This is a genomic window from Mesorhizobium sp. M0983 (assembly GCF_040318975.1).
Lineage (GTDB): Bacteria > Pseudomonadota > Alphaproteobacteria > Rhizobiales > Rhizobiaceae > Mesorhizobium.
The window spans coordinates 33,460-56,234 of record NZ_JAMYNH010000012.1 but is presented as its reverse complement, the minus strand read 5'-3'; the positions used below and the strand labels follow the sequence as shown (position 1 = coordinate 56,234).

The following is a 22,775-nucleotide window of genomic DNA, read 5'->3' as shown; positions in this document are numbered from 1 at the left end:
CAACGCGACAAGGTTACGAATTTACCTTAATCCAAGCGATTTGCGAGGCTTGGTTAAGAAACTGTTGATTTTCATAAGTTGGTGCGCAAATGTGCAGCCCTTAGACGTAACCGGCACGAGGCTAGATCGCCGGTTCGACCCGAAGAATACCCCATGATGCTCAGGTCCGCCGCATCTCCTGGGTCCGTGGGGTCGGCCGGCCGGCGCTGGCACATAGTGGCCTCCTCGTACCGCTGCCAAACGCCGGCCGGCCCCCAATTTCAAAACACATCAGGACTCTGCGTCAGCATCCAGAAAATGCTGGCTTTTTGTCGTGGCAGGTAGGCCGCCTTTTGATCAGCACGCTGGGGGTACGCATGTGCCTGCAGCCGATTGACAGAGTTCTGTCTTCTATGCAGAAATTGGTTGGACCATTGAGCCATTTTTTGGTGACCCGTTGGCATGACCGAATTCGGCCTTTCGCCCATACAGGCAACTGCTCGCGACGACGCGGTGCTCAAGGCCCTGGCCGGCTTTGTGATGCGGGAAGCCCTCGGGCCCGGCCAGAGACTGCCGACCGAACGCATCCTTGCCGAGCGCCTCAAGGTGAGCCGCAACACCGTGCGCGAGGCGCTGACGCGCTGGGAAGGGCTCGGCCTGGTCGAGCGGCGGCAAGGCAGCGGCACTTATCTCAAGGGAGTGGTGTCGCTGGACATGCTGCACATGCCGCTGACGCTGGCCGGCGGCAATGATTTCACCAGCCTGATGCAGACGCTGGAAATCCGCCGCGCGCTGGAGGCGGAAGCAGCCGCCCTTTGCGCCGTTCGCGCCGGCCAGGCAGATCTCGTCGAGATCGGGCGCAAGCTCGACATTATGGAGCAGGCCTTCCACACGCGCGCCGGCATGTCGGCGGAGGAGGACTGGGAATTCCACCAGTCGATCTACCGCGCTTCCGGCAATCCGCTGTTCGAGCAGATCATCGCCGCCATGCACGAGCTGTTCCACCGTTTCTGGGAACATCCGCTCGGCGTGCGCGACTTCGGCCACGCCAGCTTTCCTTACCACCGCACCATCTACGAACGCATCGCCGCGCACGATCCGGAGGGAGCCCGGGCCGAGGCGCTGAAGCTGATCGCCACCGTCGAGGACGATCTGAAACGCGGTGCGGCCAAACTCAAACTCTCAGGCCAGAAATGAACGACCATCCCGCCGGTTTCGAAAACGACTATCTCGCCGAGGCTGCGACGCTTCTCGCCCATGACGAGCCTTTTCCCGGCGGTGCGGTGGTGCCGCCGATCTACCAGACTTCGCTCTTCACCTTCGCCAATTATGCCGAGATGGCCGACACATTCGCCGGCAGGCGACGCCAGCCGATCTATTCGCGCGGTGACAACCCGACGGTGATGGAGTTCGAGGCGCGTGTCGCCGCCCTCGAAGGCGCGCAAGCCGCGCGCGGCTTTTCCAGCGGCATGGCAGCGATCAGCGCCACGGTGCTTGCTTTCGTCAGTGCCGGCGAGCGAATGGTCGTCGTGCGCAACTGCTACGGCGATGCCTACCGGCTGTTCGAACGGCTGTTGCCTCGGCTCAACATCAAGGTCGACTACGTCGACGGTTCCGATCCGGACGCGGTCGCCGCAGCACTTCCCGGCGCCAAGCTGCTCTACCTGGAAAGCCCGACGTCGATGATGTTCGAGCTCCAGGACGTAACGCATCTGGCGCGGCTGGCCAAAGAGCAGGGCATCATCACCTCGATCGACAATTCCTGGGCGACGCCGGTGTTCCAGAAGCCGATTTCACACGGTGTCGACCTGGTGCTGCATTCTGCCTCGAAATATCTCGGCGGCCACAGCGACACAGTCGCCGGCGTGGTGGCCGGTTCGGCCGCCCATATCCGACACATCAACGAGCAGACCTATTCCTATCTCGGCGGCAAGCTTTCGCCTTTCGAGGCCTGGCTGTTGCTGCGCGGGCTGCGCACATTGCCGCTGCGGTTGCCGCACCACATGAAGAGCGGGCTGACCATCGCCGAGCGGCTGAAGGCGCATGGCCATGTCGAGCGGGTCAACCACCCGGCCTATTCCAACCATCCAGGCAAGGCGACGCTTGCCGGCTATGCCGGGCTGTTCTCATTCGAAGTGACGGAAGACGTCGACATCCCGGCTTTCGTCGATGCGCTGAAACTCTTTCGCATCGGCGTCAGCTGGGGCGGCCATGAGAGCCTGGTCGTTCCGGCAAAGGCCTCGCTCGAGCAGACGCCGGGCCTGAATTCGATGGCGCGCTTCGGCGTCAGCCCGCGAACCATCCGCTTCAGTGTCGGATTGGAAAGTGTCGAAGACCTGTGGGCGGATGTCGCCCAGGCCTTCGACAGAGCAAAAAGATAAAAGGAGCCGTTCAAAATGGGAGTGCTGAACATGAAAAAACTGAGCATCCTTCTTGGTGCCGTCGCGGGTCTCGCGATTTCCGCCGGCAGCGTGCTGGCCGATTCCACCATCAAGATGGTCGAGGTCATTACCAGCCCGCCGCGTACCGAATTCCTCAAGAAGCAAATCGCCGAGTTCGAGACGGCCAATCCGGGCGTCAAGGTCGAGCTCGTATCGCTGCCTTGGGGCCAGGCGTTCGAGAAGTTCCTCACCATGGTGCAGGCCGGCGACACGCCCGACATCGTCGAGATGCCGGAACGCTGGATGGGCCTCTACGCGACCAACGGCCAGCTCGAGGACCTCGGGCCATACATGGCCAAATGGGACGATGCCAAAACGCTGGGCGAGCGCGCCAAGCAGTTCGGCTCGACGGTCGACAACAAGCAGTACATGATCCCTTACGGCTATTACCTGAACGCGCTGTTCTGGAACAAGAAGCTGTTCAAGGAGGCCGGCCTGGACGGTCCGCCGTCGACGCTCGACGAATTCGTCGAGGACTCCAAGAAGATCTCGGCGATACCGGGCAAATACGGCTACTGCCTGCGCGGTGGCCCGGGCGCCTTCAACGGCATGCACATGTTCATGAACATTGCCGCGGGTAAGGGCGGCTATTTCAACGAGGACGGCACCTCGACCATCAACGAGGAAGGCTCGGTCAAGGGCCTGCAGATGCTCGCCGACATGTACAAGAATGGCCTGGCGCCGAAAGATGCGGTGAGCTGGGGTTTTAACGAGACCGTCACCGGCTTCTATAGTGGCACCTGCGCCATGCTGAACCAGGATCCCGACGCGCTGCTCGGCATCGCCGACAAGATGAGCGCCGACGACTTCGCCGTGGCGCCGATGCCGGTCGGGCCGAGCGGCAAATCCTATCCGACGCTCGGTTATGCCGGCTGGGCGATGTTCGCCAATTCCCAGCACAAGGACGATGCCTGGAAGCTGATGGCGACGCTGTTGTCGCCCAAGGACAATCTGGAATGGGCAAAGGAAGTCGGCGTCATTCCGATCCACAACGGCGCCGACCAGGACGCTCACTTCAGGACCGAGCAGTTCAAGGGCTGGTTCGAAGAACTGAACAACGGCGACAAATACGAGATGGTGACGCCGCCGACGCATCTGGAAAACCTCGGCAATTTCGTCGACCAGGTGGCGATCAAGAATTTTCAGGAAGTGCTGCTTGGCCAGAAGGCGGCCAAGGACGTGGCCGACGAATGGGCCAAGTTCCTGACCAAGGAACAGCAGGACTGGCTGGCCAAGAACAAGAAATAGCTTTTCTTCCTTCTCCCCGTTCACGGGGAGAAGGTGTCACGAAGTGACGGATGAGGGGCGGCGCCAACCCGTCGTGGCTCGTGCTGCCTCTCATCTGCCTGCCCGTCCTCCGCAGCAGCTGCGCTGCAGCTGCGGAGGGTAGACCGGCATCTTTTCACCGTAACGGGGAGAAGGGCGCTGTCCTCGACGCTGCTCAGGAGACAATCCAGCACCAATGACCTATGCCGTGTCCGAAATACGACCTGCCGGCAAGCCACGACGCAAGCGGCTGTCTCACGCCGCAATCGAACCCTGGCTCTATCTCAGCCCGGCGATCGTGCTGCTGGTCGTCGTGCTCCTGGTGCCGCTGGTCATCGGTATCGGCTACTCGTTCCGCAAGTTCTCGGCATTCAAATCCGAATATGTCGGGCTTGGGCAGTATCAGGCGATGCTGTCGGATCCCGTGCTCGGGCAGGCGCTTGTCAATACGCTGTGGTGGACGGCAGCCAGCCTGTTCTTCCAATTCTTCCTCGGCCTTGGCCTGGCGCTGCTGCTCGACACGCCGTTCCGGGGCAGAAAGATCGTGCAGGCGGTGGTCTTCCTGCCCTGGGCGGTGCCGTCCTTCCTCTCGGGCCTGACCTGGGCCTGGCTGTTCAATCCGATCATCGGGCCGCTGCCCCACTGGCTCTATGCATTGGGGCTGAAAGCCGAGCCGACCAACGTGCTCTCCGATCCCTCGACAGCCATGTGGGGGCCGATCGTCGCCAATGTCTGGTTCGGCATTCCCTTTTTTGCCATCACGCTTTTGGCGGCGTTGAAGTCGATACCCTCGGAATTGCATGAGGCGGCGGCGATCGACGGCGCCTCGCCGTGGCAGCGCTTCACCAAGGTGACGCTGCCGTTCCTGGCGCCGACCATCGTCATCACCGTCATGCTGCGCACGATATGGATCGCCACCTTCGCCGACCTGATCTTCGTCATGACCGAAGGCGGGCCTGCCGGTTCGACCGCCACAGTGCCGGTCTATATCTATGTCAGCGCGTTCAAGTCGCTGGACAAGGGCTATGCCTCCGCGGTGGCGGTGCTGCTGCTTGCGCTGCTCATCGTCTATGCGATTGCACTGATCGGCATCCGCCGCTCGCTGGTGAGGCACGTCTGATGATTGCCGGACGCTCCGTCTCCTCGCGCGTTCTCGGCGGCATCGGCCTTTACGGCGCCATCGCCACCTATATGGCCTTTGCGCTGTTCCCGATCTTCTGGACGTTGAAGATCTCGGTCACGCCGGAGCGGCTGCTCTATTCCGAAGGCATCACTTTCTGGCCGTCGCAAACGACGCTGCAGAACTTCGTCACCGTGCTGGAAGCAACCGATTTCCCGCGCTATTTCCTGAACAGCGTTATCGTTTCGGTGTCGACGGCAGCCTTCGTAACGGTCATTGCCACGCTGGCCGGCTACGCCATGTCGCGATTTTCCTTCCGTGGCAAGGCGACCCTGGCCATCCTGCTTCTGCTCACCCAGACCTTCCCTCTGGTGATGGTCATTCCGCCGATCTACCGCATCATGGGGCAGATCGGTCTCATCAACAGCCTGACCGGGCTCGTCATCATCTACACCGCCTTCAATACGGCCTTTGCGACCTTCCTGATGCAATCCTTCTTCGACGGCATCCCGCGGGACCTGGAAGAGGCGGCGATGATCGACGGCTGCACGCGTCTGCAGGCGATGCGCAAGGTGATCGTGCCGCTGACGCTGCCCGGCATGGGCGCGACGCTCGGCTTCGTCTTTACCGCCGCCTGGAGTGAGTTGCTGTTTGCGCTGATGCTGATTTCCAGCGACGACCAGAAGACCTTCGCGGTCGGCCTGCTCACCTATATCGGCAAATTCGCGGTCGACTGGGGGCAGATGATGGCCGCTTCCATCCTGGCGCTGATCCCGGTCTGCATGTTCTTTGCCTTCCTGCAACGCTACCTCGTCACCGGCCTTACCGCTGGTGCCGTCAAGGGATAGATCGATGGCCTCCGTCACTCTCGACAAAGTCCGCAAAGACTATGGAGCCGTGCGCGTCCTGCACGCGGTCGATCTCGAAATCGCCGACGGCGAGTTCGTCGTCCTGGTTGGGCCATCCGGCTGCGGGAAATCGACCCTGCTGCGCATGATCGCCGGGCTGGAGGAGGTCTCCGACGGCGAAATCCATATTGGCGAGCGCCTGGTCAACGACATCGCGCCAAAGGACCGCGACATTGCCATGGTATTCCAGTCCTACGCGCTCTATCCGCATATGGACGTGTCGAAGAACATGGGTTTCAGCCTGATGCTGAGGAAGGCCGGCAAGCCGGCGATCGATGCAAGGGTGGACGGTGCCGCCAAGCGGCTCGGGCTCGATGCGCTTCTGCAACGCTTGCCGCGGCAATTGTCCGGCGGCCAGCGTCAGCGCGTCGCCATGGGCCGGGCCATCGTCCGCGACCCGAAAGTCTTTCTCTTCGACGAGCCGCTTTCGAACCTCGATGCCAAGCTGCGCGTCCATATGCGTGCCGAGATCAAGGCGCTGCACCAGCAATTGAAGACCACTTCGGTCTATGTCACCCATGACCAGATCGAAGCAATGACAATGGCCGACCGTATCGTCGTCATGCATGACGGCCTCGTCCAGCAAGTCGGTGCGCCGCTCGATCTGTATGACCGGCCGGTCAACATGTTCGTCGCCGGGTTCATCGGCTCGCCCGGCATGAATTTCCTGCCTGCCGTGGTTGAAAAGACCGCCAAGTCGGATGCCGTACTGGCCGACGGCCAGAAGCTGCGGCTGCCGGACGGGTTGCCGCTCAGGGATGGCGATGCGATCACCGTCGGCTTACGGCCGGAGCATATCCGGCTTGCCGACAATGGCGCGCTGAAAGGCGAGGTGGGCGTAGTGGAGCCGCTCGGCCTGTCGACTCAATTCTACACCAAGCTTGCCGGCCAGCAGGTGTGCGTCTTCGCCATGGGTCGGGCCAGTGTGAAACCGGGTGAGGCCGTGCGCCTGTCGGCCGACCCGGCGTCGCTGCATCTGTTCGATCCGGCAAGCGGTGATCGCATCGGCTAGTCCTGCATCCCCGAAACGAAAAACGCCGCCCGGAAGGCGGCGTTTCGGTACTGCGAGAGAAAACCGGATTACTTGATCTTGGTTTCCTTGAACTCGACGTGCTTCTTGGCGACCGGGTCGTATTTGCGGAACGACAGCTTGTCCGTCTTGGTGCGGCTGTTCTTGCTGGTCACGTAGAAGAAACCGGTGTCGGCGGTCGACAGAAGCTTGATCTTGATGTTTGCGGCTTTGGCCATGATGTTCGTCCGTTAATGTTCGTGGAGTTTTGGCCGCTGGAGCACGGGGAAACACCCGGACGCGGGAAACTTGCCGCGACACATAAAGAACGCGCCCGGAAAGTCAACCCTTGTCCAGGTTCAAGCGTCTTCCGTGACTGGCAGCGCCTTCTTCCAGTCTCCAGTCGTGTTCCACCAGCGGTTCGGGTTGGCGCGGTCGTCGAGACCCTTGGAGCGGCTGGCAAGCAGCGGCTGAATGCGGATCACCGGCTCCTGATAACTGTGAACCTGGTAAATCGCTTCGACGACGCGAGCGGCGAGCTTCTGGTCGTCGGGCAGTTCGAACGACACCTCGACAGTGCCCGGCCGCCTGCGCAATTCCGTCTCGGCGCCGGCGGCGGCACCTTCAAGCGGCCGGTAGCGTTCGATGCCGTCCGCTGACTGAAAGGCATTGCTGTCATATTTGCCCATTCTGAGCGGCGCGATCGCGACCACCGCCTCCATGATGCGGTCGACATCGGCGGCCGGTGCCTGAAAGGTCACCAGCAGCAGCAATTCCATCCGCAGCGATTTCGTCTCAAAGCCACTGTCGATCATCCGAGGTCTCCCTGCTTATGCACTTTGAGGGAGCATATACGCGAGCGCTCCTGACATGGTGGTGTCAGTAGTTAGTCAGCAGTGGGAGCAATGTCGGCAGCGGGCCCACTCAGAGGATTTTGCGGAGCAGCCTGGTGCCAACCAGCACGATATAGCAGGCGAAGAACAGGCCGAGCGCCCAACCGAAGCCCGACGGCCCGAAAGCATCCATGCCGATGCCGATTGCCTGCGGGCCAAGCACCATGCCGACACCGTAGCAAAGCACGAAGGCGGCGTTGGCGGAGGCCAGTTCGTGGCCGGAAAGCTGGGAACCGAGATGCGCCAGACCGATCGTGTACATGGCGGCGACCACGCCGCCCCAGACGAACAGAAGCGCTGCCATCAAGTGCCAATTCTGCGCGAAGAACGGCATAAAGACGGTGCCGACAAGCCCGACCGTGGCACAGGCCATCAGCAGATAGCGGCGGTCGCTGACGCGGTCGCTGATCATGCCGATCGGGATCTGCAACAGCACGTTGCCGAGCCCGATCATAGTGAGCAAAAGAGCTGCGTCGGCCTCGGAGTAGCCGATGCGGTTGCCGTAGACCGGGAACAGCGCAAAGCCGCCGGTCTCGACCGCACCGAACACCAGCACGGCCGCGGTCGCCGTCGGCACCAGCCAGATATAACGCAGGAAATTGCTGGTTTCGCCGTCGGCGACGATCGTCGGGCTCTCGTTGCGTGCTGCCAGAACCGGTATGGCAGCGAGCGTCACCAAAGCGATGGTGACGCCGAAGGGCAGGAAGCCGCTGCTGCCGAGATGAGCGAACAGCCATGGCCCGGCGGCAAAGCCGAGAGACAGCACGGTGGCATAGATGCCGAGGACCAGTCCGCGCCGGTGTGGCGGCGCCGAGGTGCTGATCCAGAATTCTGAGAGGATGAACAGCACCGTCAGCGCGACGTGCAGCAGGACGCGCAGCGGAAACCACATCCAGAAAGCTGGCGCGAAATGGAAACCGACAAAGGCCAGCGCCCCGGCGACGATCATGGCAAGCATCGTCCAGGCGACCCCGAACCGCATGGCAAGCGGGGTGGCGAGCGGCGCGCCGGCGATCGAGGCGAGGCCGGCGACCGCGGTATTGAGACCGATCATCGACGCCGAATGACCACGCGTTTCCAGGATGACGCTGAGCAGCGGCATGCCGAGGCCGATGGCGATGCCGACGACGCTGATCGAAGAGATCGCCGCGACCATCGGCAGCCAGTGTACGCGTTCCTCGCTCTGCGGCTGGGTATCGACTGTCATGGAATGCCTGGCTGCTCTAGAGAATTTCGCGGACGAAGCGATTGCGGACAAGCCGATAGAACGGCACGGGACCGCCGGGCCTCAGCAGCGGATCCTGGGCGAGCCGCGTTTCCAGCTCCTCCAGGACCGTGCGCGTGATGTCTGGAACGTCGGCTTGACTGGCCTTGGCCAGCGGCAGCCAAACGACGTCTTCCAACTCGTTGGTCGGACCGCCACCCGGCAGTTCCACGGCGACGTCGTCGCGCCATGCGGCGAGAAAGCGCGTATCGAAGCGGCGCACCCGGTTGGGCGGCGTGATGGCGCGTGCGACGAAGCGCAGCGCTTGCAGTGATGGAATAACACTGTGTTCGACCAAGCCCTGCCAGTCGCGCTTGGCGGTCGCGAAGGCGCCTTTTTGGCCAATCAGCAGCCCGGCCTCCTCATAGGTTTCGCGGATCGCCGACAAAGCAATGGCACGGGCGCGGGCAGCGCTGGTGCGGCCGATGCCCGCGGTCAATCTCGCTTCTTCGTCAGGGTGCAATGCAGTGGCTACGGGGATACGGCTGTCGGCCGGATCGGTGCGGCCACCGGGAAACACGAATTTTCCAGGCATGAAGGCGTGGCGGGCATGGCGACGGCCCATCAGCACCAGCAACTCACCGTCCTTGCGGTCGAGCAGGATCAGCGTCGCGGCGTCACGGGGGCGTATTGGCTGGCTGTCGAGCGCGATTGCGCTTCGCTCAACCTTGTCGACTTCCGCCTTGGTCATGCCGTCCATGCGCTCGACCTAGCGGAATCTTCTCTCATGCGAAAGTGGGCTTCATCCATAGCCGATTGCGCCAGTGATGGCTTCAAGCCTCGGGATGCGACTCGATCAGGTCTTCTTCGCCACCAAAGCCGTGCATATAAAATGCCCATTGCAGGCCGATGACAGCGCCCTTGACCGGCTGCAGCAGGACGACGGCTAGAATGATGGTCAATGGCACCCAGATTGCGATGTGCTGCCAGGTGGAGAGGGTCGAGGTCGCCTCGACACCCATGAAAGCGCCGAGCACGATGTGGCCGACGATGACCACCACAAGATAGGCCGGCAGATCGTCGGCGCGATGGTGATGGAGCTCGTCGTCGCAATGATCGCATTTGTCGACGGTCTTGACGAAGGCGCGAAACAGCTTTCCCTCGCCGCAATGCGGGCAGCGGCCAAGCATGCCGCGCTTCATTGCCGTCCATAGCGGCCGGGCGGTCCGGCCGGAGTGATGCTCGCCGCCGAAAACCAGTTCTTCCACCTGCAGTTCTTTTGGCATCACCGTCTCCTGCCGCGCGAGCCGGTACGCGATTGCGACGCCCGGGCGCGGCCTTTGGCCTTGTGGAACGACCGTTTGGAGCCGGGCAGCGGCTTTGGTTCGGTCAGCATCTCGAAACGCATCGCGCCGGCCATCGGCGCCACCTCGATCAGGCGAACCTCGACGCGGTCGGCAAGCTGATAGCCCTTGCCGGTGCGTTCTCCGAAAAGCGATCGGGCAGTTTCGTCGTATATATAGTAGTCGCCGCCCAGCGTTGAAACCGGAATGAAGCCATCCGCGCCGTACTGCGGCAATTGGACAAACAGTCCCGATTTGGTGACGCCCGAGATGCGGGCGTCGAAACGGTCGTCGATGCGCTCGGCGAGATAGGCGGCGATCAGCCGGTCGACCGTGTCTCTCTCGGCGGCCATCGCGCGGCGCTCGGTCGCCGAGATCAGTGCTGAGACCTCTTCCAGCCGTTCCGCCTCGTCCTGCGTCAGGCCGCCCGGACCAAGGCCGAGTGCGGCAATCAGCCCACGATGCACGATCAGGTCGGCATACCGGCGGATCGGCGAGGTGAAATGCGCGTAGCGCTTCAGGTTGAGGCCGAAATGGCCGATATTGGCAGGCGAATATTCGGCCTGGCTCTGCGAGCGCAGCACCACTTCGTTGACCAGTCCCTCATTGTCGGCGCCGCGCACGCGAGCGAGGATGCCGTTGAACTGGTTCGGCCGCATCTGCGCACCGCGCGCCAGCGACAGGCCGAGCGTCTGCAGGAATTCGCGCAGCGATTCCTGCTTGGCGAGCGAGGGCGCATCGTGGATGCGGTAGACCAGCGCCTGCCGCTTCGCCTCCAGCGTCTCGGCGGCGGCGACATTGGCCTGGATCATGAACTCTTCGATCAGCTTGTGCGCGTCGAGCCGCTCCGGCACGACGACCTTGTCGACGGTGCCGTCCTGCTTGAGCAGGATCTTGCGCTCCGGCAGATCGAGCTCGAGCGGCTGGCGCGTGTCGCGGCCGCGCTTCAGGATCGCGTAAGCGTCCCATAGCGGCCTCAGCACCGCATCGAGGATCGGGCCAGTCGTGTCGTCCGGTGCGCCGTCGATCGCCGCTTGCGCCTGCTGATACGCGAGTTTCGCCGCCGACTTCATCATGATGCGATGGAAGGAGTGCCTGAGTTTGTGGCCATCAGCCGAGAAAGTCATGCGCACCGCTATCGCCGGACGATCCTGGGCCTCGCGCAGCGAACAGAGGTCGTTCGAGATGCGCTCCGGCAGCATCGGCACGACACGATCGGGGAAATAGACCGAATTGCCGCGCTTCAGCGCTTCGCGGTCGAGCGCCGTGCCATAGCGCACATAGGCGGCGACATCGGCAATGGCGACGGTGACGATCACGCCGCCGGCGTTCGTCTCGTCGGTGTCGGGCATGGCGAACACCGCGTCGTCATGATCCTTGGCGTCGGCCGGATCGATGGTGAGCAGCGGCAGCTCGCGCCAATCCTCGCGGCCGGCAAGCGTCGCCGGCTTGACCGCCTCTGCCTCGGCGATGACGTCGGCGGGCAAAATATGCGGAATGTCGTGCGCGTGGATGGCGATCATCGAGACCGCCTTTTCGCTGGTCAAGGAGCCCAATACCGCCAGCACCTTGGCTCTCGGCAGCCCGTAACGGGAGGCCCGCGCCGGCTCGACCTCGACCAGGTCGCCATTCTTGGCGCCGTTCTGGAATTCCTTGTCGACGACCAGCTCCGGCTGGCGCCTTTCCACCGGCTCGATGCGGAACGTGCCGTCCTTCAGCACACGGAAAACGCCGAGAACCGCATCGGTGCGCTTCTCGAAGATCTTCATCACCCGGCCCGTATAGGCCGGGCCTGCCGGATCGTCGGTTGGAAAGGTCTTGGCCAAAACCCGGTCGCCGATGCCAGGCGTCGGGCCATTGCCGCCGCGCGACACGCGGATCGCTATGACCGGAGGTTCGCCATTGCCGATCGCTTCGGTCGGGTGCGCCAGCAGCACGCCGTCGGCGTCGCGGCTAAAGATGTCGAGCACCGCGACGTGGGGCAGGGCCCCGACGCGGGCAAGCCGCTTGCGCTCCTTGGTCAGCAGGCCTTCGTCCTGCAAATCGCGCAACATGTCCTTCAGCCAGATACGGTCTTCGCCGCGCAGCGCGAACGCCTTGGCGATGTCGCGTTTTCCGGCGCGGTCCGGATTTTCTGCGATGTAACGCAGTATCTCGTCACGCGAAGGCCGGTAATTGTCCCTGACCTTGGCACGGGTATCGGCGGTGCGCAGATCGCCGTGGCTTCTTCCGGAGACTTTGCGCGCCAACCCGTCCTATCCCTTTTTCCTGGCCGCCGGTTTTTTGGCCGCTGCCGCTTTCTTCACAGGCGCGGCCGCTTTGCGGAACGGCTTTCTGCCGCCATTGCCGCCCTTGGCTTCCTTTTCCGCAATCAGCGCCACCGCATCCTCGACCGTCACCGATTGCGGATCCTTGCCCTTCGGCAGCGTCGCGTTGACCTTGCCGAAATTCACATAAGGCCCGTATTTGCCGTCACGCACGACGATCTTGCCGCCGCCGGCAGGATGCTCGCCAAGCTCCTTCAGAGCAGCGGGCGTGCCCCCATTGCGGCCGCCCTTGCCTTTCAATTGCTTCTCGGCGATCACCGAGACGGCGCGATTGAGGCCGATCGAGAACACGTCCTCGATGCTGTCGAGATTGGCGTAGGTGCCGTCATGCAGCACGAACGGCCCGTAGCGCCCCAGCCCGGCCGAAATCATCTTGCCGGATTCCGGATGCTTGCCGACGTCGCGCGGCAGCGACAGCAGGGCGAGCGCCTTTTCGTGATCGATCGAATCGACAGTCCAGCCCTTGGGCAGGCTGGAGCGCTTGGCATCCTTGCCGTCGCCGCGCTGGATATAGGGGCCGAACCGGCCATTGCGCAGCGTGATCTCCTCGGCGGTATAGGGATCCTTGCCGAGCACCTTGGTGCCGTCTTCGCCGCTGCCGTTCTCGCCATTGGGATTGGCTGCGTCGCCGAGCTGGCGGGTGAAGGAGCATTCGGGATAGTTCGAGCAGCCGACGAAGGCGCCGAATTTGCCGAGCTTGAGCGACAGGTTGCCGGTGCCGCATTTCGGACATATGCGGGGGTTGGAGCCATCCTCGCGCGTGGGAAACACCAGCGGCGCCAGTTCCTCGTTCAACGCATCGAGGACGTCGGTGACGCGCAACTCCTTGATGTCGGCGACGGCGCCGGAAAAATCCTTCCAGAAATCGCGCAGCACATCCTTCCAGGCTAGCTTGCCGTCGGAGATTTCGTCGAGTTTCTCCTCGAGCGAAGCGGTGAAGTCGTACTCGACATAACGCTCGAAGAAGCTTTCGAGGAAAGCCGACAATAGCCGGCCCTTGGCCTGCGGCACCAGCTTGCGCTTGTCGATGGTGACGTAATCGCGATCCTCGAGCGTCTTCAGGATCGCCGTATAGGTCGACGGCCGGCCAATGCCCAGTTCTTCCAGCTTCTTGATCAGCGACGCCTCGGAATAGCGCGGCGGAGGCTCAGTGGTGTGCTGGGTGGCGTTGATCGCCTCGCGGGTGAGCTGCTCGCCGGCACGGATCTCGGGCAGGCGGCGGCTTTCCTCGTCTTCCGAATCTTCTTCCTTCTGCTCGATGTAAGCGGCTAGGAAGCCGTCGAAGCGAATGACCGAGCCGACAGCACGAAGCTCGGCGGTACGCGAACCGTTGATCGCCTCAATCTCGACCGTGGTGCGCTCGATCTCGGCCGGCTGCATCTGGCTGGCGATGGCGCGTTTCCAGATCATCTCGTAAAGCCGCGCCTGGTCGGCGTCGAGATACTGCCTGACGGAAGCCGGCGTGCGCATGAAATCGGTCGGACGGATCGCTTCGTGCGCCTCCTGGGCATTCTTGGCCTTGGCGGAATAGACGCGCGGCTTTTCAGGCAGGTATTTAGGGCCGAATTCCTTGGCAATCGCATCGCGTGCGGCAGAGATCGCCTCCGGCGCCATCTGCACGCCGTCGGTTCGCATATAGGTGATCAGGCCGGTGGTCTCGCCGCCGATCTCCATGCCCTCATAAAGCCGCTGCGCCACCTGCATGGTGCGGTTGGCCGAAAAGCCGAGACCCGATGAGGCTGCCTGCTGCAGCGTCGAGGTGGTGAAGGGCGGGCCGGGATTGCGCCTGGTCGGCTTGGCTTCGACCGACACTGCCTTGAAGCTGGCGCCTTCGAGCATCGCTTTGATGTCGTCGGCCTGCGCCTTGTTGGAAATGTCGAGCTTTTGCAGCTTCTTGCGCTCGAAGGCGGTCAGCCGCGCCTCGAAATTTTCCTTGCGCGGCGTGCCGAGGATGGCGGCGACCTGCCAGTATTCCTCGCGAATGAAGCGCTCGATCTCGGATTCGCGGTCGCAGACCAGACGCAGTGCCACCGACTGGACGCGGCCGGCCGAGCGGGCGCCGGGCAGCTTGCGCCACAGCACCGGCGACAGCGTGAAGCCGACCAGATAGTCGAGCGCGCGGCGGGCGAGATAGGCATCGACCAGCGGCGCATCGATCTGGCGCGGATTGGCCATCGCCTCCAGCACCGACGCCTTGGTGATGGCATTGAAGACGACGCGGCTGACCGGCTTGTCCTTCAACGCGCGCTTCTGTTTCAGCACTTCCAGGACATGCCAGGAGATCGCTTCGCCCTCACGGTCCGGATCGGTGGCGAGGATCAGCCCGTCGGCGTCCTTGACTGCCTTGGCGATATCGGCGAGACGCTTTCCAGACGCGGTGTCGACGGCCCAGGACATGGCAAAGTCCTCATCCGGGCGCACCGAGCCATCCTTGGCCGGTAGATCGCGGACATGGCCGAACGAGGCCAGAACCTTGTAGTTCTTGCCCAGGTACTTGTTAATTGTCTTCGCCTTGGCCGGCGATTCGACGACGACGACGTCCATACGGTCTCATATCAGTTGTGATGCGGCAGAAGAATTCCGCTGCGCGCGACGAAATCTCATTCAATGTGTCGCTCACATGGCCGCGCTTTTGCATCCGGTCAAGGCCAAGCAGTCAAAATGCGGCCCTGCACCGAATGCGCAACCCAACGGCGCGCCTTGCGATTTCCGCAATCCTGGACAAGGGAAATGGGCAGCCTATCGCTGGACAAACCCGGCAATTGATCCTGGAGAACGGGACAAACTCTCCCGCGGATATAAGAGAAACATCGAGCACGCGCCAGCCCTGCTTGAACAGACGCTGTGAACTGCGCAATATGCAGCCCGGCATTTGCTCAGACAGTCGCACGGAATTGCTGTGCTGAAAAGCTGGCCGCCGGGGTGGTTGGGTCAACGTCCCGGCGACCAGCCGTATTACCGCCTGTTACAGCGGGTCAGAGGCTCAAGGCTCAGTCGGCTTTGGCGATATGCCAGACGCCGCCGACGCCCTCGCCGGTGACATCGCCGGCCTTCTTGTCCTTGATGAACGTGTAGAGCGGCTTGCCTTCATAGGCCCACATCCTGGTGCCGTCGGTGCGGTCGACGATCGTCCATTCGCCCTCGGCCTTGGCGTTGGCGTCAGCTTTCAGTGGCGGCCAATTGGCGGCGCATTTGTCGTAGCAATTCGACTTGCCGGCCTCGTCCTTGTCATAGGTGTAGAGCGTCATGCCGCCGGCGTCGGTGTAGATCTTGGTGCCGCCGACTTCTGCTTCCTTCCACGCCTCGGCGGCGTAGGACACGACGGTGCCGAGCAAAAGCGCGGCCATGCCGATTGCGATCGTTTTCATGGACTTCTCCTTGGATGATTCGAAAAAGCGCGCGGAACAACGCGCTTCGTTTGATCAACGCTGCCTGGCGGCCCTTTCTTCCCGGGCTGTTTTCCATAGATCCAGGCGAGGGCGACGACTTGCTGGGGCCACGCGATGGTGATTGGCGGATGGCCGTTGTCGCGGCTATATGGCTGCGCAGTCATCGGGAGACGGAAATGGCATTGGACGTCGGCTATGTCAGCGCGATCGGGGCGGGAGCGATTTCGTTCCTGTCACCTTGCGTGCTGCCGTTGGTACCGCCCTATCTGTGCTACATGGCCGGCGTGTCGGTCGACGATTTCCGCGGCGAAGCCGGCATTGCGGCAAAGGCTGGCGCGCGAGGCGCGCTGGTTAATTCCTCCATCGCCTTCGTGCTCGGCTTCTCGACCGTCTTCGTCGCGCTGGGCGCCGGCGCCTCCACTATCGGCCATCTGCTACGGGTCTGGCAGGAGCCGCTGGCAATGGCGGCCGGAGTGCTGATCATCCTGATGGGGCTGAATTTCCTCGGCGTATTGCGCATCCCTTTGCTTTCACGCGAGGCGCGCTTCCAGTCACAAGGCAAGCCGGCCAGCCTGATCGCCGCTTACGTCATGGGCTTGGCCTTTGCCTTTGGCTGGACGCCCTGCATCGGCCCGGTGCTGGGGCCGATCCTGACGCTTGCCGGCGGCCGCGAGACGGTGGGCGAGGGCGCGCTGCTGCTTGCCGCCTACTCGCTCGGCCTCGGCATACCGTTCCTGGTCGCGGCGCTGTTTTCCGGCGCCTTCATGCGCTTTCTCGGGAAATTCCGCGTCCATCTCGGCCGCGTCGAAAAAGCCATTGGCGCGCTGCTGGTCGTGGCCGGCGTGTTTTTCCTGACCGGCGGCGTGCAGGCGGCGTCCTATTGGTTGCTCGAGAATTTTCCGGTGCTGGGGCAATTGGGATAGGTTTGCCGCCCGGCCGAGGCGCGAGGCCGTAACTGCGGCACAAGGTACCACAGCTACGTGGTCCGTTCAGCCTCCGAAATAGCTTGGCTGGTCGATATCGACGATGAGCCCGGGTCCGCTCGGCGCCCAGCCCAGCAGCGCGCGGGTTCGCTCGCTTGAAGTCGGGACATCCATCGCCGCGAACATCGTGAACCAGCCAAAATGATCGCCGGCCTCTTCGGCGGACTTGGCGACGACCGGCACGTTCAGGCGCCGGCCGATCACGCCAGCGATGTCCTTGAACGGCACGCCTTCTTCGGCGATCGCGTGATAGCGCCCGCCACCGGCGCCATGCTCGAGCGCAAGCCGGTAGATGCGGGCGGCATCGAACCGATGCACGGCGGGCCAGCGATTGAGCCCTTCGCCGACATAGGCCGACACGCCCTTCTTGCGAGCAAGGTCGATGAGGATCGGAACAAAGGCGTGGTCGCCCTGGCCATGGACCGACGGCGGAAGGCGGACAACCGACGCGCACACCCCGCGTGCCGCCAGCGCGGCGGCTGTCGCTTCGGAGGCGCGGGGATACGAAGCGGAAGCGGGGACAGGCGCATCTTCCTCCGTCGCGATACGGCCCCGCGCCTGGAGCGCGGTTCCGGAGGTGACGAGCAGGGGGCGCTCGGAGCCTTCGAGTGCACCGCCCATCGCCTCGATGGCGCGCCGGTCCATTTCGCAGTTTTGCGCGAACTTCGAAAAGTCATGGTTGAACCCGGTGTGGATCACCGCATCGGCGGCTGCCGCACCCCTGCGCAGGTTCTCCAGGTCTTCGAGGTCGCCTCGATGCACCTCGGCTCCAGTCGCGGCAAGCGACTTGGCCGACGCCTCCGAGCGGGCGAGGCCGAGCACCTGATGGCCGGCACCGATGAGTTCTTGAACGACGGCAGAACCGACGAATCCGGTCGCTCCGGTAAGGAAAACACGCATCACGACTTCTCCTTGTTCATTTCTGACCACGACCATGTTCGCGGCCCGGTGGCGTCGTGATAGGCGCTTGAGAAAATACGATCTATGCGGTAAAGTCCGTATTATCTTCGCAATCGTCCGGAATGACCCATGGATCCCCTTTCAGATGTGCTCTCGCTGCTGAAGCCGCGAAACTATATGTCGGCCGGCTTCGATGCAGGTGGTGAATGGTCGATCCAGTTCCCCGACCAGCAGCAAAGCATCAAGACGGGAGCGGTGGTCTCGGGCCGGTGCTGGCTTTCGCTGGAGGGCGTTGCCGACGCAGTGCACCTTGAGACGGGGGACTGTTTCCTGCTGCCGAGCGGACGGCCTTTCCGCCTTGCAAGCGACATGGGCCTGGCGCCTGTTGAAGCCGTCAAGATTTTTCCGCCAGCGCGAGCCGGCGGTGTCGTGACCCACAATGGCGGCGGTGATTTCTTTCTGGTCAGCAGCCGCTTCGCGCTTGGCGGCAATCATGCCGGCATCCTGTTGCGGATGCTGCCAGCCATTGTGCATATCCGCAAAGAGTCGGACCAGTCTGCGCTGCGCTGGTCGGTGGAGCGGATGATGCAGGAGCTGCGCGAGCCACAACCGGGCGGCTTTCTGGTGATCCGGCACCTCGCCCACATGATGCTGGTTCAGGCGCTGCGGCTGCATCTTTCGGAAGGATTGAAAGGTGGCATCGGCTGGCTCTTTGCCCTGGCGGACAAACAGATGGGCGCGGCGATCAGCGCCATGCATGACGATCCGGCGCATGGCTGGACGTTACAGGAGCTGGCGGAACGGGCCGGCATGTCGCGATCGACCTTTGCGCTTAGATTCAAGGAGACGGTCGGCGCATCGCCCATGGACTATTTGACGCGCTGGCGAATGCTGCTGGCCGGCGACCGGCTGACGAATTCCAGCGATCCCGTCGCCGTCATCGCGCTGTCGCTCGGTTACGAATCCGAAAGCGCCTTCAGCACAGCCTTCAAGCGGGTCATGAACTGTTCGCCACGGCAATACGGTCGTGGCCGAGCCCCCGGCTTCGCATCACGCAACGAGGCGGAAGCCGCCTGAGCCGATCGGCTTGAGCGTCTCGCGGGTTGGAGGTTCCACCGTCTCACCGGAATTTAACCGCATTGGTGCAGCATGGCGCCGGTGCTACTAACGCTTCGATTCCAGACTCCTTTCAACGGTTGCTGTCCCCATGAGCCAGAGATCCTGCCTGTCCATCATCCTCGCTGCCGGTGAAGGCACGCGCATGAAGAGTGCGGTGCCGAAAGTGCTGCACACAATCGCCGGCCTGCCGATGGTTGCCCACGTCGTCAAGGCGGCTGAAGCCGCCGGCAGCGGTGATCTGGCGCTGGTGATCGGCCATGGCGCCGACGAGATGCGCAAGGCGGCACTCAAGTTCGCGCCGAAGGTCGAGACTTTTGTTCAGGAAAAGCGCCTCGGCACCGCGCACGCCGTGCTTGCCGCGCGGGCAGCGATATCAAGGGGTTATGATGACATCCTGGTGATGTTTGGCGACACGCCGTTAATCGATCCGGAAGCACTGGCGGCGGCGCGGCTGAAGCTGGCCGAAGGTGCGGCTGTCGTCGTGGTCGGCTTCCGTACGGAAAATCCTTCGGGCTACGGCCGGCTTATCGAAAAGGCCGGCAAGCTCGTCGCCATCCGCGAGGAGAAGGACTGTTCGGACGAGGAGAAGAAAATCACCTTCTGCAATGGCGGGCTGATGGCGGTCGCCGGCAGGCATGCGCTGAAGCTGCTCGATCAAGTCGGCAGCAAGAACGCCAAGGGCGAGTATTATCTCACCGACATCGTCGAGATCGCCGCTGCGCAAGGACTTGATGTCGTCGCCATCGAAGCCAGTTTCGAAAATGCCCTCGGCATCAACAACCGCGCCGAGCTTGCCCAGGCGGAAGGCATCTGGCAGGCGCGCCGGCGGCATGAAGCGATGCTTTCCGGCGTGACGCTGATTGCGCCAGAAACCGTGTTCTTCTCGCACGACACCGATATCGGCGCCGATACGATCATCGAGCCCAATGTCTGGTTCGGGCCGGGCGTGAAAATCGCCACGGGCGCCAAGATCCATGCCTTCAGCCATATCGAAGGCGCAACCATCGCGTCGAATTGCGATGTCGGGCCGTTCGCGCGGCTGCGGCCCGGGGCCGATCTGAGAAACAAAGCCAAGGTCGGCAATTTCTGCGAGGTAAAGCAAGCGATCGTCGAGGAGGGCGCCAAGGTCAACCACCTGACCTATATCGGCGATGCCCGCATCGGCGCAGGCGCCAATATCGGCGCCGGCACCATCACCTGCAATTATGACGGTTATTCGAAATTCTTCACCGATATCGGCGAGGGCGCCTTCATCGGCTCGAATTCCTCGCTGGTGGCGCCGGTGTCGATCGGCAACGGCGGCTACATCGCCTCGGGCAGCGTCATCACCGAAAGCGTGCCCGACGATGCACTGGCCTTCGGCCGTGCCCGCCAGCGGACTCTGCCCGGCAAGGGCAAGGAGTTGCGCGAACGGTTCGCTTCGGCCGCGGCTGCCCACAAAAAAGGATAGCCTAACGGAACTCAGCGACAAGCTGGATTTCCCCAACGATTGCATCGTTGAAGGCGGACAGGTCTTCGGCCGGGATCCAGTATTCCAGATGCGCCCGGCTGCCGGCATGCTGGACGCTGTAACGGTCCAGAAAGCTGCGGCGCACCTCGAAACGGGTCACGAAACCTGATCCGCTCGCGGGCACATTCCAGTCTCGGGCGATCTGGGTGGCATAGGCCTCGCTCGTTACCGGATAGAAGATCGGCTGATCGGCAAGTCGAGGAGGAAAGGCGCGCATCCCTGAACTCTGGATCAACTCCAGTTCGCGTGGCCCAACCGGACGCCAAAGTGTCACCGTGTCAATTCGTTCGTTCATGGCCGCATCATGTCTTTGACTGATTTCAGGAGCCTTTGAGGCGAGATAGGATATATGAGCGGAGAAACTGAGCAATTGCAGTAACCGGATTGCAAGAGCGCTCTGTGATGGTGCATCTGTGCAGGATAGTCCGGCTGATACCGGACAAAATGGAATGTGATTTTTCGCGGTCGCCAGGCAGTCTCTAAATAGTGCCGGGTTTGAAGTCAGAGTCGGGGGAAGCGCCATGTGCGGTATCGTTGGAATAGTCGGTAACTCGCCGGTCGCGCCGCTTATCGTCGATGCGCTGAAAAGGCTCGAATATCGCGGCTATGATTCGGCCGGCGTCGCGACCATCGATCATGGCCATCTCGCCCGTCGCCGTGCCGAAGGCAAGCTGATCAATCTCGAGCGCCGGCTGAAGGACGAACCGCTCGGTGGCACGATCGGCATCGGCCACACGCGCTGGGCAACGCATGGCGTGCCGAACGAGACCAATGCGCATCCGCATTTTTCCGACGGGCTCGCCATCGTCCATAACGGCATTATCGAGAATTTCGCCGAATTGCGCGATGAGTTGATCCGCGACGGCTATACGTTTTCCTCGCAGACCGACACCGAGGTCGTCGCCCATCTGGTGGCGCGCGAACTGGCCAGGGGCCTGAAGCCGGTCGAGGCCGCGCATCAGGCGCTGAAGCGGCTGGAAGGCGCCTTTGCGCTGGCCATCATGTTTAAGGGCGACGAGGATCTGATCGTCGGCGCCCGCAATGGCCCGCCGCTGGCCGTCGGACATGGCGATGGCGAGATGTTCCTGGGCTCCGACGCCATCGCGCTTGCCCCGTTCACCAACTCGATCACCTATCTGGAAGACGGCGACTGGGCGGTAGTGCGCCGCAACGACGTTGCCATCTTCGACATGGACGGCAACAAGGTCGACCGCAAACGCCAGCAGTCGCTCAGCACGAGCTTCATGGTCGACAAGGGCAACCGGCGCCATTTCATGGAAAAGGAAATCCACGAACAGCCGGAAGTGATCTCGCACACGCTGGCACATTATGTGGATTTCGTCGGTGGCGTCTCGAAGCCGCTCGACCTGCCATTCGATTTCGCCAAGATCGACCGGCTGGCGATTTCGGCCTGTGGCACCGCTTATCTCGCCGGGTTGATCAGCAAATACTGGTTCGAGCGCTATGCGCGGCTGCCGGTCGACATCGATGTCGCCTCGGAGTTCCGCTACCGCGAGATGCCGCTGTCGAAGACCGATGCCGCCTTCTTTATCTCGCAATCGGGCGAGACGGCGGACACACTGGCGTCGCTGCGCTACTGCCGCAAGGCCGGCATGAAGATCGGTGTTGTGGTCAATGTGCGCGAATCGACCATGGCGCGCGAATCCGACGTCATCCTGCCGACACTGGCCGGCCCGGAGATCGGCGTCGCCTCGACCAAGGCGTTCACCTGCCAGCTCTCCGTGCTGGCTTCGCTGGCGGTGCGAGCTGGTATGGCGCGTGGGACCATTTCGCCCGAGCAGGAGAAGACACTGGTGCGCGCGCTATCCGAAGCGCCGCGTTACGCCAACCAGGTGCTGAAGCTCGATGGGCAGATCGAAAAGATCGCTCGCGACCTCTCGCACTACAAGAATGTACTTTACCTCGGCCGCGACACCAATTTTCCGCTGGCCATGGAAGGCGCGCTGAAGCTCAAGGAAATTTCCTATATCCACGCCGAAGGCTATGCCGCCGGCGAGCTGAAGCACGGGCCGATCGCACTGATCGATGAGAACATGCCTGTCATCGTCATCGCCCCGCACGACCGCATCTTCGAAAAGACGGTGTCGAACATGCAAGAGGTGGCGGCGCGCGGCGGCAAGATCATCCTGATCACCGACAGCAAGGGCGCTGCACACGCTACGGTGAAGACGATGGAGACGATCGTTTTGCCGGACGTGCCGGAAATCATCTCGCCGATCATCTACGCGCTGCCGATCCAGATGCTCGCCTATTTCACCGCCGTGTTCATGGGCACGGACGTCGACCAGCCTCGCAACCTGGCGAAATCGGTAACGGTGGAATAGGTCTCGTCTAAAAACTTCGCAATTCCAAAGCGCCTTCGG

21 protein-coding genes are annotated in these 22,775 nt (G+C 62.6%); 11 read left to right on the top strand and 10 right to left on the bottom strand.

Annotation, left to right across the window (positions count from 1 at the left end; all coding sequences use genetic code 11):
• Positions 1–441: 441 nt before the first annotated feature.
• The 6 genes from NKH71_RS21410 to NKH71_RS21385 all read left to right on the top strand — a co-directional run bounded on the left by NKH71_RS21410 (position 442) and on the right by NKH71_RS21385 (position 6,726).
• Positions 442–1,176 carry a FadR/GntR family transcriptional regulator gene (locus NKH71_RS21410; RefSeq protein ID WP_352789177.1) on the top strand — a complete coding sequence of 245 codons (735 nt, stop codon included), beginning with the start codon at positions 442–444 and terminating at the stop codon, positions 1,174–1,176.
• Positions 1,173–2,360, top strand: a complete 1,188-nt coding sequence (locus tag NKH71_RS21405) for a PLP-dependent transferase (RefSeq protein ID WP_352586992.1) — start codon at positions 1,173–1,175, stop codon at positions 2,358–2,360. Before NKH71_RS21410 ends, NKH71_RS21405 begins: the two co-directional genes overlap by 4 nt.
• A gap of 30 nt (positions 2,361–2,390) precedes the next feature.
• Positions 2,391–3,668: an ABC transporter substrate-binding protein gene (locus NKH71_RS21400; protein ID WP_023720111.1), complete on the top strand. Its 1,278-nt coding sequence runs from the start codon at positions 2,391–2,393 to the stop codon at positions 3,666–3,668.
• A gap of 214 nt (positions 3,669–3,882) precedes the next feature.
• Positions 3,883–4,806 (top strand): carbohydrate ABC transporter permease, encoded by a 924-nt coding sequence (locus NKH71_RS21395; protein ID WP_352789180.1) that lies wholly within the window; start codon positions 3,883–3,885, stop codon positions 4,804–4,806.
• Positions 4,806–5,654, top strand: a complete 849-nt coding sequence (locus NKH71_RS21390) for a carbohydrate ABC transporter permease (protein ID WP_352789182.1) — start codon at positions 4,806–4,808, stop codon at positions 5,652–5,654. Before NKH71_RS21395 ends, NKH71_RS21390 begins: the two co-directional genes overlap by 1 nt.
• A 4-nt stretch (positions 5,655–5,658) precedes the next feature.
• Entirely contained in the window at positions 5,659–6,726 is a 1,068-nt protein-coding gene (locus NKH71_RS21385; RefSeq protein WP_352587004.1) for an ABC transporter ATP-binding protein, read from the top strand.
• A 68-nt stretch (positions 6,727–6,794) separates the two neighbouring features.
• Here the strand turns inward: NKH71_RS21385 and rpmG are convergent, their stop codons facing one another.
• The 7 genes from rpmG to topA form a co-directional block, all read right to left on the bottom strand.
• Complete coding sequence (gene rpmG, locus NKH71_RS21380; RefSeq protein ID WP_006201775.1) at positions 6,795–6,962, bottom strand: 50S ribosomal protein L33; 168 nt, start codon at positions 6,960–6,962, stop codon at positions 6,795–6,797.
• A 120-nt stretch (positions 6,963–7,082) separates the two neighbouring features.
• Positions 7,083–7,538, bottom strand: coding sequence for a YqfO family protein (locus tag NKH71_RS21375; protein WP_023720107.1), 456 nt, complete (start codon positions 7,536–7,538; stop codon positions 7,083–7,085).
• A 109-nt stretch (positions 7,539–7,647) separates the two neighbouring features.
• Positions 7,648–8,823 carry an MFS transporter gene (locus tag NKH71_RS21370; RefSeq protein ID WP_023720106.1) on the bottom strand — a complete coding sequence of 392 codons (1,176 nt, stop codon included), beginning with the start codon at positions 8,821–8,823 and terminating at the stop codon, positions 7,648–7,650.
• A gap of 16 nt (positions 8,824–8,839) precedes the next feature.
• The gene (locus tag NKH71_RS21365) at positions 8,840–9,580 is read right to left on the bottom strand and encodes an NUDIX hydrolase (RefSeq protein ID WP_352789186.1); all 741 of its coding nucleotides are present in this window, start codon (positions 9,578–9,580) and stop codon (positions 8,840–8,842) included.
• Between the two features lie 73 nt (positions 9,581–9,653).
• Positions 9,654–10,106, bottom strand: coding sequence for a DUF983 domain-containing protein (locus NKH71_RS21360; protein WP_031194322.1), 453 nt, complete (start codon positions 10,104–10,106; stop codon positions 9,654–9,656).
• A complete protein-coding gene (rnr, locus tag NKH71_RS21355; RefSeq protein ID WP_023720103.1) occupies positions 10,106–12,412 on the bottom strand; it encodes a ribonuclease R in 2,307 nt (768 codons plus the stop codon). Before rnr ends, NKH71_RS21360 begins: the two co-directional genes overlap by 1 nt.
• Positions 12,413–12,418: 6 nt before the next feature.
• On the bottom strand, positions 12,419–15,034 hold the full coding sequence (topA, locus tag NKH71_RS21350) for a type I DNA topoisomerase (RefSeq protein ID WP_352642684.1): 2,616 nt from the start codon (positions 15,032–15,034) through the stop codon (positions 12,419–12,421).
• A 76-nt stretch (positions 15,035–15,110) separates the two neighbouring features.
• Between topA and NKH71_RS21345 the strand changes: the two genes are divergently transcribed.
• Positions 15,111–15,338: a hypothetical protein gene (locus NKH71_RS21345; protein ID WP_023720101.1), complete on the top strand. Its 228-nt coding sequence runs from the start codon at positions 15,111–15,113 to the stop codon at positions 15,336–15,338.
• Between the two features lie 142 nt (positions 15,339–15,480).
• Here the strand turns inward: NKH71_RS21345 and NKH71_RS21340 are convergent, their stop codons facing one another.
• Positions 15,481–15,858, bottom strand: a complete 378-nt coding sequence (locus NKH71_RS21340) for a COG4315 family predicted lipoprotein (RefSeq protein ID WP_352482202.1) — start codon at positions 15,856–15,858, stop codon at positions 15,481–15,483.
• Between the two features lie 197 nt (positions 15,859–16,055).
• Here NKH71_RS21340 and NKH71_RS21335 point away from each other — a divergent pair, with 197 nt between their 5' ends.
• On the top strand, positions 16,056–16,802 hold the full coding sequence (locus tag NKH71_RS21335) for a cytochrome c biogenesis CcdA family protein (RefSeq protein ID WP_023720100.1): 747 nt from the start codon (positions 16,056–16,058) through the stop codon (positions 16,800–16,802).
• Between the two features lie 66 nt (positions 16,803–16,868).
• Here NKH71_RS21335 and NKH71_RS21330 read toward each other — a convergent pair whose 3' ends face one another.
• Positions 16,869–17,762: an SDR family oxidoreductase gene (locus NKH71_RS21330; protein ID WP_023720099.1), complete on the bottom strand. Its 894-nt coding sequence runs from the start codon at positions 17,760–17,762 to the stop codon at positions 16,869–16,871.
• A 129-nt stretch (positions 17,763–17,891) separates the two neighbouring features.
• Here NKH71_RS21330 and NKH71_RS21325 point away from each other — a divergent pair, with 129 nt between their 5' ends.
• A complete protein-coding gene (locus tag NKH71_RS21325; protein ID WP_352547356.1) occupies positions 17,892–18,839 on the top strand; it encodes an AraC family transcriptional regulator in 948 nt (315 codons plus the stop codon).
• A gap of 130 nt (positions 18,840–18,969) precedes the next feature.
• Complete coding sequence (glmU, locus tag NKH71_RS21320) at positions 18,970–20,331, top strand: bifunctional UDP-N-acetylglucosamine diphosphorylase/glucosamine-1-phosphate N-acetyltransferase GlmU (protein WP_352789191.1); 1,362 nt, start codon at positions 18,970–18,972, stop codon at positions 20,329–20,331.
• Position 20,332: 1 nt separating this feature from the next.
• On the opposite strand, the gene NKH71_RS21315 is transcribed toward glmU, so the two are convergent.
• Positions 20,333–20,686: a hypothetical protein gene (locus tag NKH71_RS21315; protein ID WP_031194321.1), complete on the bottom strand. Its 354-nt coding sequence runs from the start codon at positions 20,684–20,686 to the stop codon at positions 20,333–20,335.
• Between the two features lie 226 nt (positions 20,687–20,912).
• Between NKH71_RS21315 and glmS the strand changes: the two genes are divergently transcribed.
• A complete protein-coding gene (gene glmS / locus NKH71_RS21310; RefSeq protein WP_023720095.1) occupies positions 20,913–22,736 on the top strand; it encodes a glutamine--fructose-6-phosphate transaminase (isomerizing) in 1,824 nt (607 codons plus the stop codon).
• Positions 22,737–22,775: the final 39 nt, after the last annotated feature.

What these genes read in the sequence shown, in the direction of transcription:
- NKH71_RS21410 (WP_352789177.1), top strand. Translation starts at nt 442, where the DNA reads ATGACCGAATTCGGCCTTTCGCCCATACAGGCAACTGCTCGCGACGAC.
- NKH71_RS21405 (WP_352586992.1), top strand. Translation starts at nt 1,173, where the DNA reads ATGAACGACCATCCCGCCGGTTTCGAAAACGACTATCTCGCCGAGGCT.
- NKH71_RS21400 (WP_023720111.1), top strand. Translation starts at nt 2,391, where the DNA reads ATGAAAAAACTGAGCATCCTTCTTGGTGCCGTCGCGGGTCTCGCGATT.
- NKH71_RS21395 (WP_352789180.1), top strand. Translation starts at nt 3,883, where the DNA reads ATGACCTATGCCGTGTCCGAAATACGACCTGCCGGCAAGCCACGACGC.
- NKH71_RS21390 (WP_352789182.1), top strand. Translation starts at nt 4,806, where the DNA reads ATGATTGCCGGACGCTCCGTCTCCTCGCGCGTTCTCGGCGGCATCGGC.
- NKH71_RS21385 (WP_352587004.1), top strand. Translation starts at nt 5,659, where the DNA reads ATGGCCTCCGTCACTCTCGACAAAGTCCGCAAAGACTATGGAGCCGTG.
- rpmG (WP_006201775.1), bottom strand. Translation starts at nt 6,962, where the DNA reads ATGGCCAAAGCCGCAAACATCAAGATCAAGCTTCTGTCGACCGCCGAC.
- NKH71_RS21375 (WP_023720107.1), bottom strand. Translation starts at nt 7,538, where the DNA reads ATGATCGACAGTGGCTTTGAGACGAAATCGCTGCGGATGGAATTGCTG.
- NKH71_RS21370 (WP_023720106.1), bottom strand. Translation starts at nt 8,823, where the DNA reads ATGACAGTCGATACCCAGCCGCAGAGCGAGGAACGCGTACACTGGCTG.
- NKH71_RS21365 (WP_352789186.1), bottom strand. Translation starts at nt 9,580, where the DNA reads ATGGACGGCATGACCAAGGCGGAAGTCGACAAGGTTGAGCGAAGCGCA.
- NKH71_RS21360 (WP_031194322.1), bottom strand. Translation starts at nt 10,106, where the DNA reads ATGCCAAAAGAACTGCAGGTGGAAGAACTGGTTTTCGGCGGCGAGCAT.
- topA (WP_352642684.1), bottom strand. Translation starts at nt 15,034, where the DNA reads ATGGACGTCGTCGTCGTCGAATCGCCGGCCAAGGCGAAGACAATTAAC.
- NKH71_RS21345 (WP_023720101.1), top strand. Translation starts at nt 15,111, where the DNA reads ATGGCCGCGCTTTTGCATCCGGTCAAGGCCAAGCAGTCAAAATGCGGC.
- NKH71_RS21340 (WP_352482202.1), bottom strand. Translation starts at nt 15,858, where the DNA reads ATGAAAACGATCGCAATCGGCATGGCCGCGCTTTTGCTCGGCACCGTC.
- NKH71_RS21335 (WP_023720100.1), top strand. Translation starts at nt 16,056, where the DNA reads ATGGCATTGGACGTCGGCTATGTCAGCGCGATCGGGGCGGGAGCGATT.
- NKH71_RS21330 (WP_023720099.1), bottom strand. Translation starts at nt 17,762, where the DNA reads ATGCGTGTTTTCCTTACCGGAGCGACCGGATTCGTCGGTTCTGCCGTC.
- NKH71_RS21325 (WP_352547356.1), top strand. Translation starts at nt 17,892, where the DNA reads ATGGATCCCCTTTCAGATGTGCTCTCGCTGCTGAAGCCGCGAAACTAT.
- glmU (WP_352789191.1), top strand. Translation starts at nt 18,970, where the DNA reads ATGAGCCAGAGATCCTGCCTGTCCATCATCCTCGCTGCCGGTGAAGGC.
- NKH71_RS21315 (WP_031194321.1), bottom strand. Translation starts at nt 20,686, where the DNA reads ATGAACGAACGAATTGACACGGTGACACTTTGGCGTCCGGTTGGGCCA.
- glmS (WP_023720095.1), top strand. Translation starts at nt 20,913, where the DNA reads ATGTGCGGTATCGTTGGAATAGTCGGTAACTCGCCGGTCGCGCCGCTT.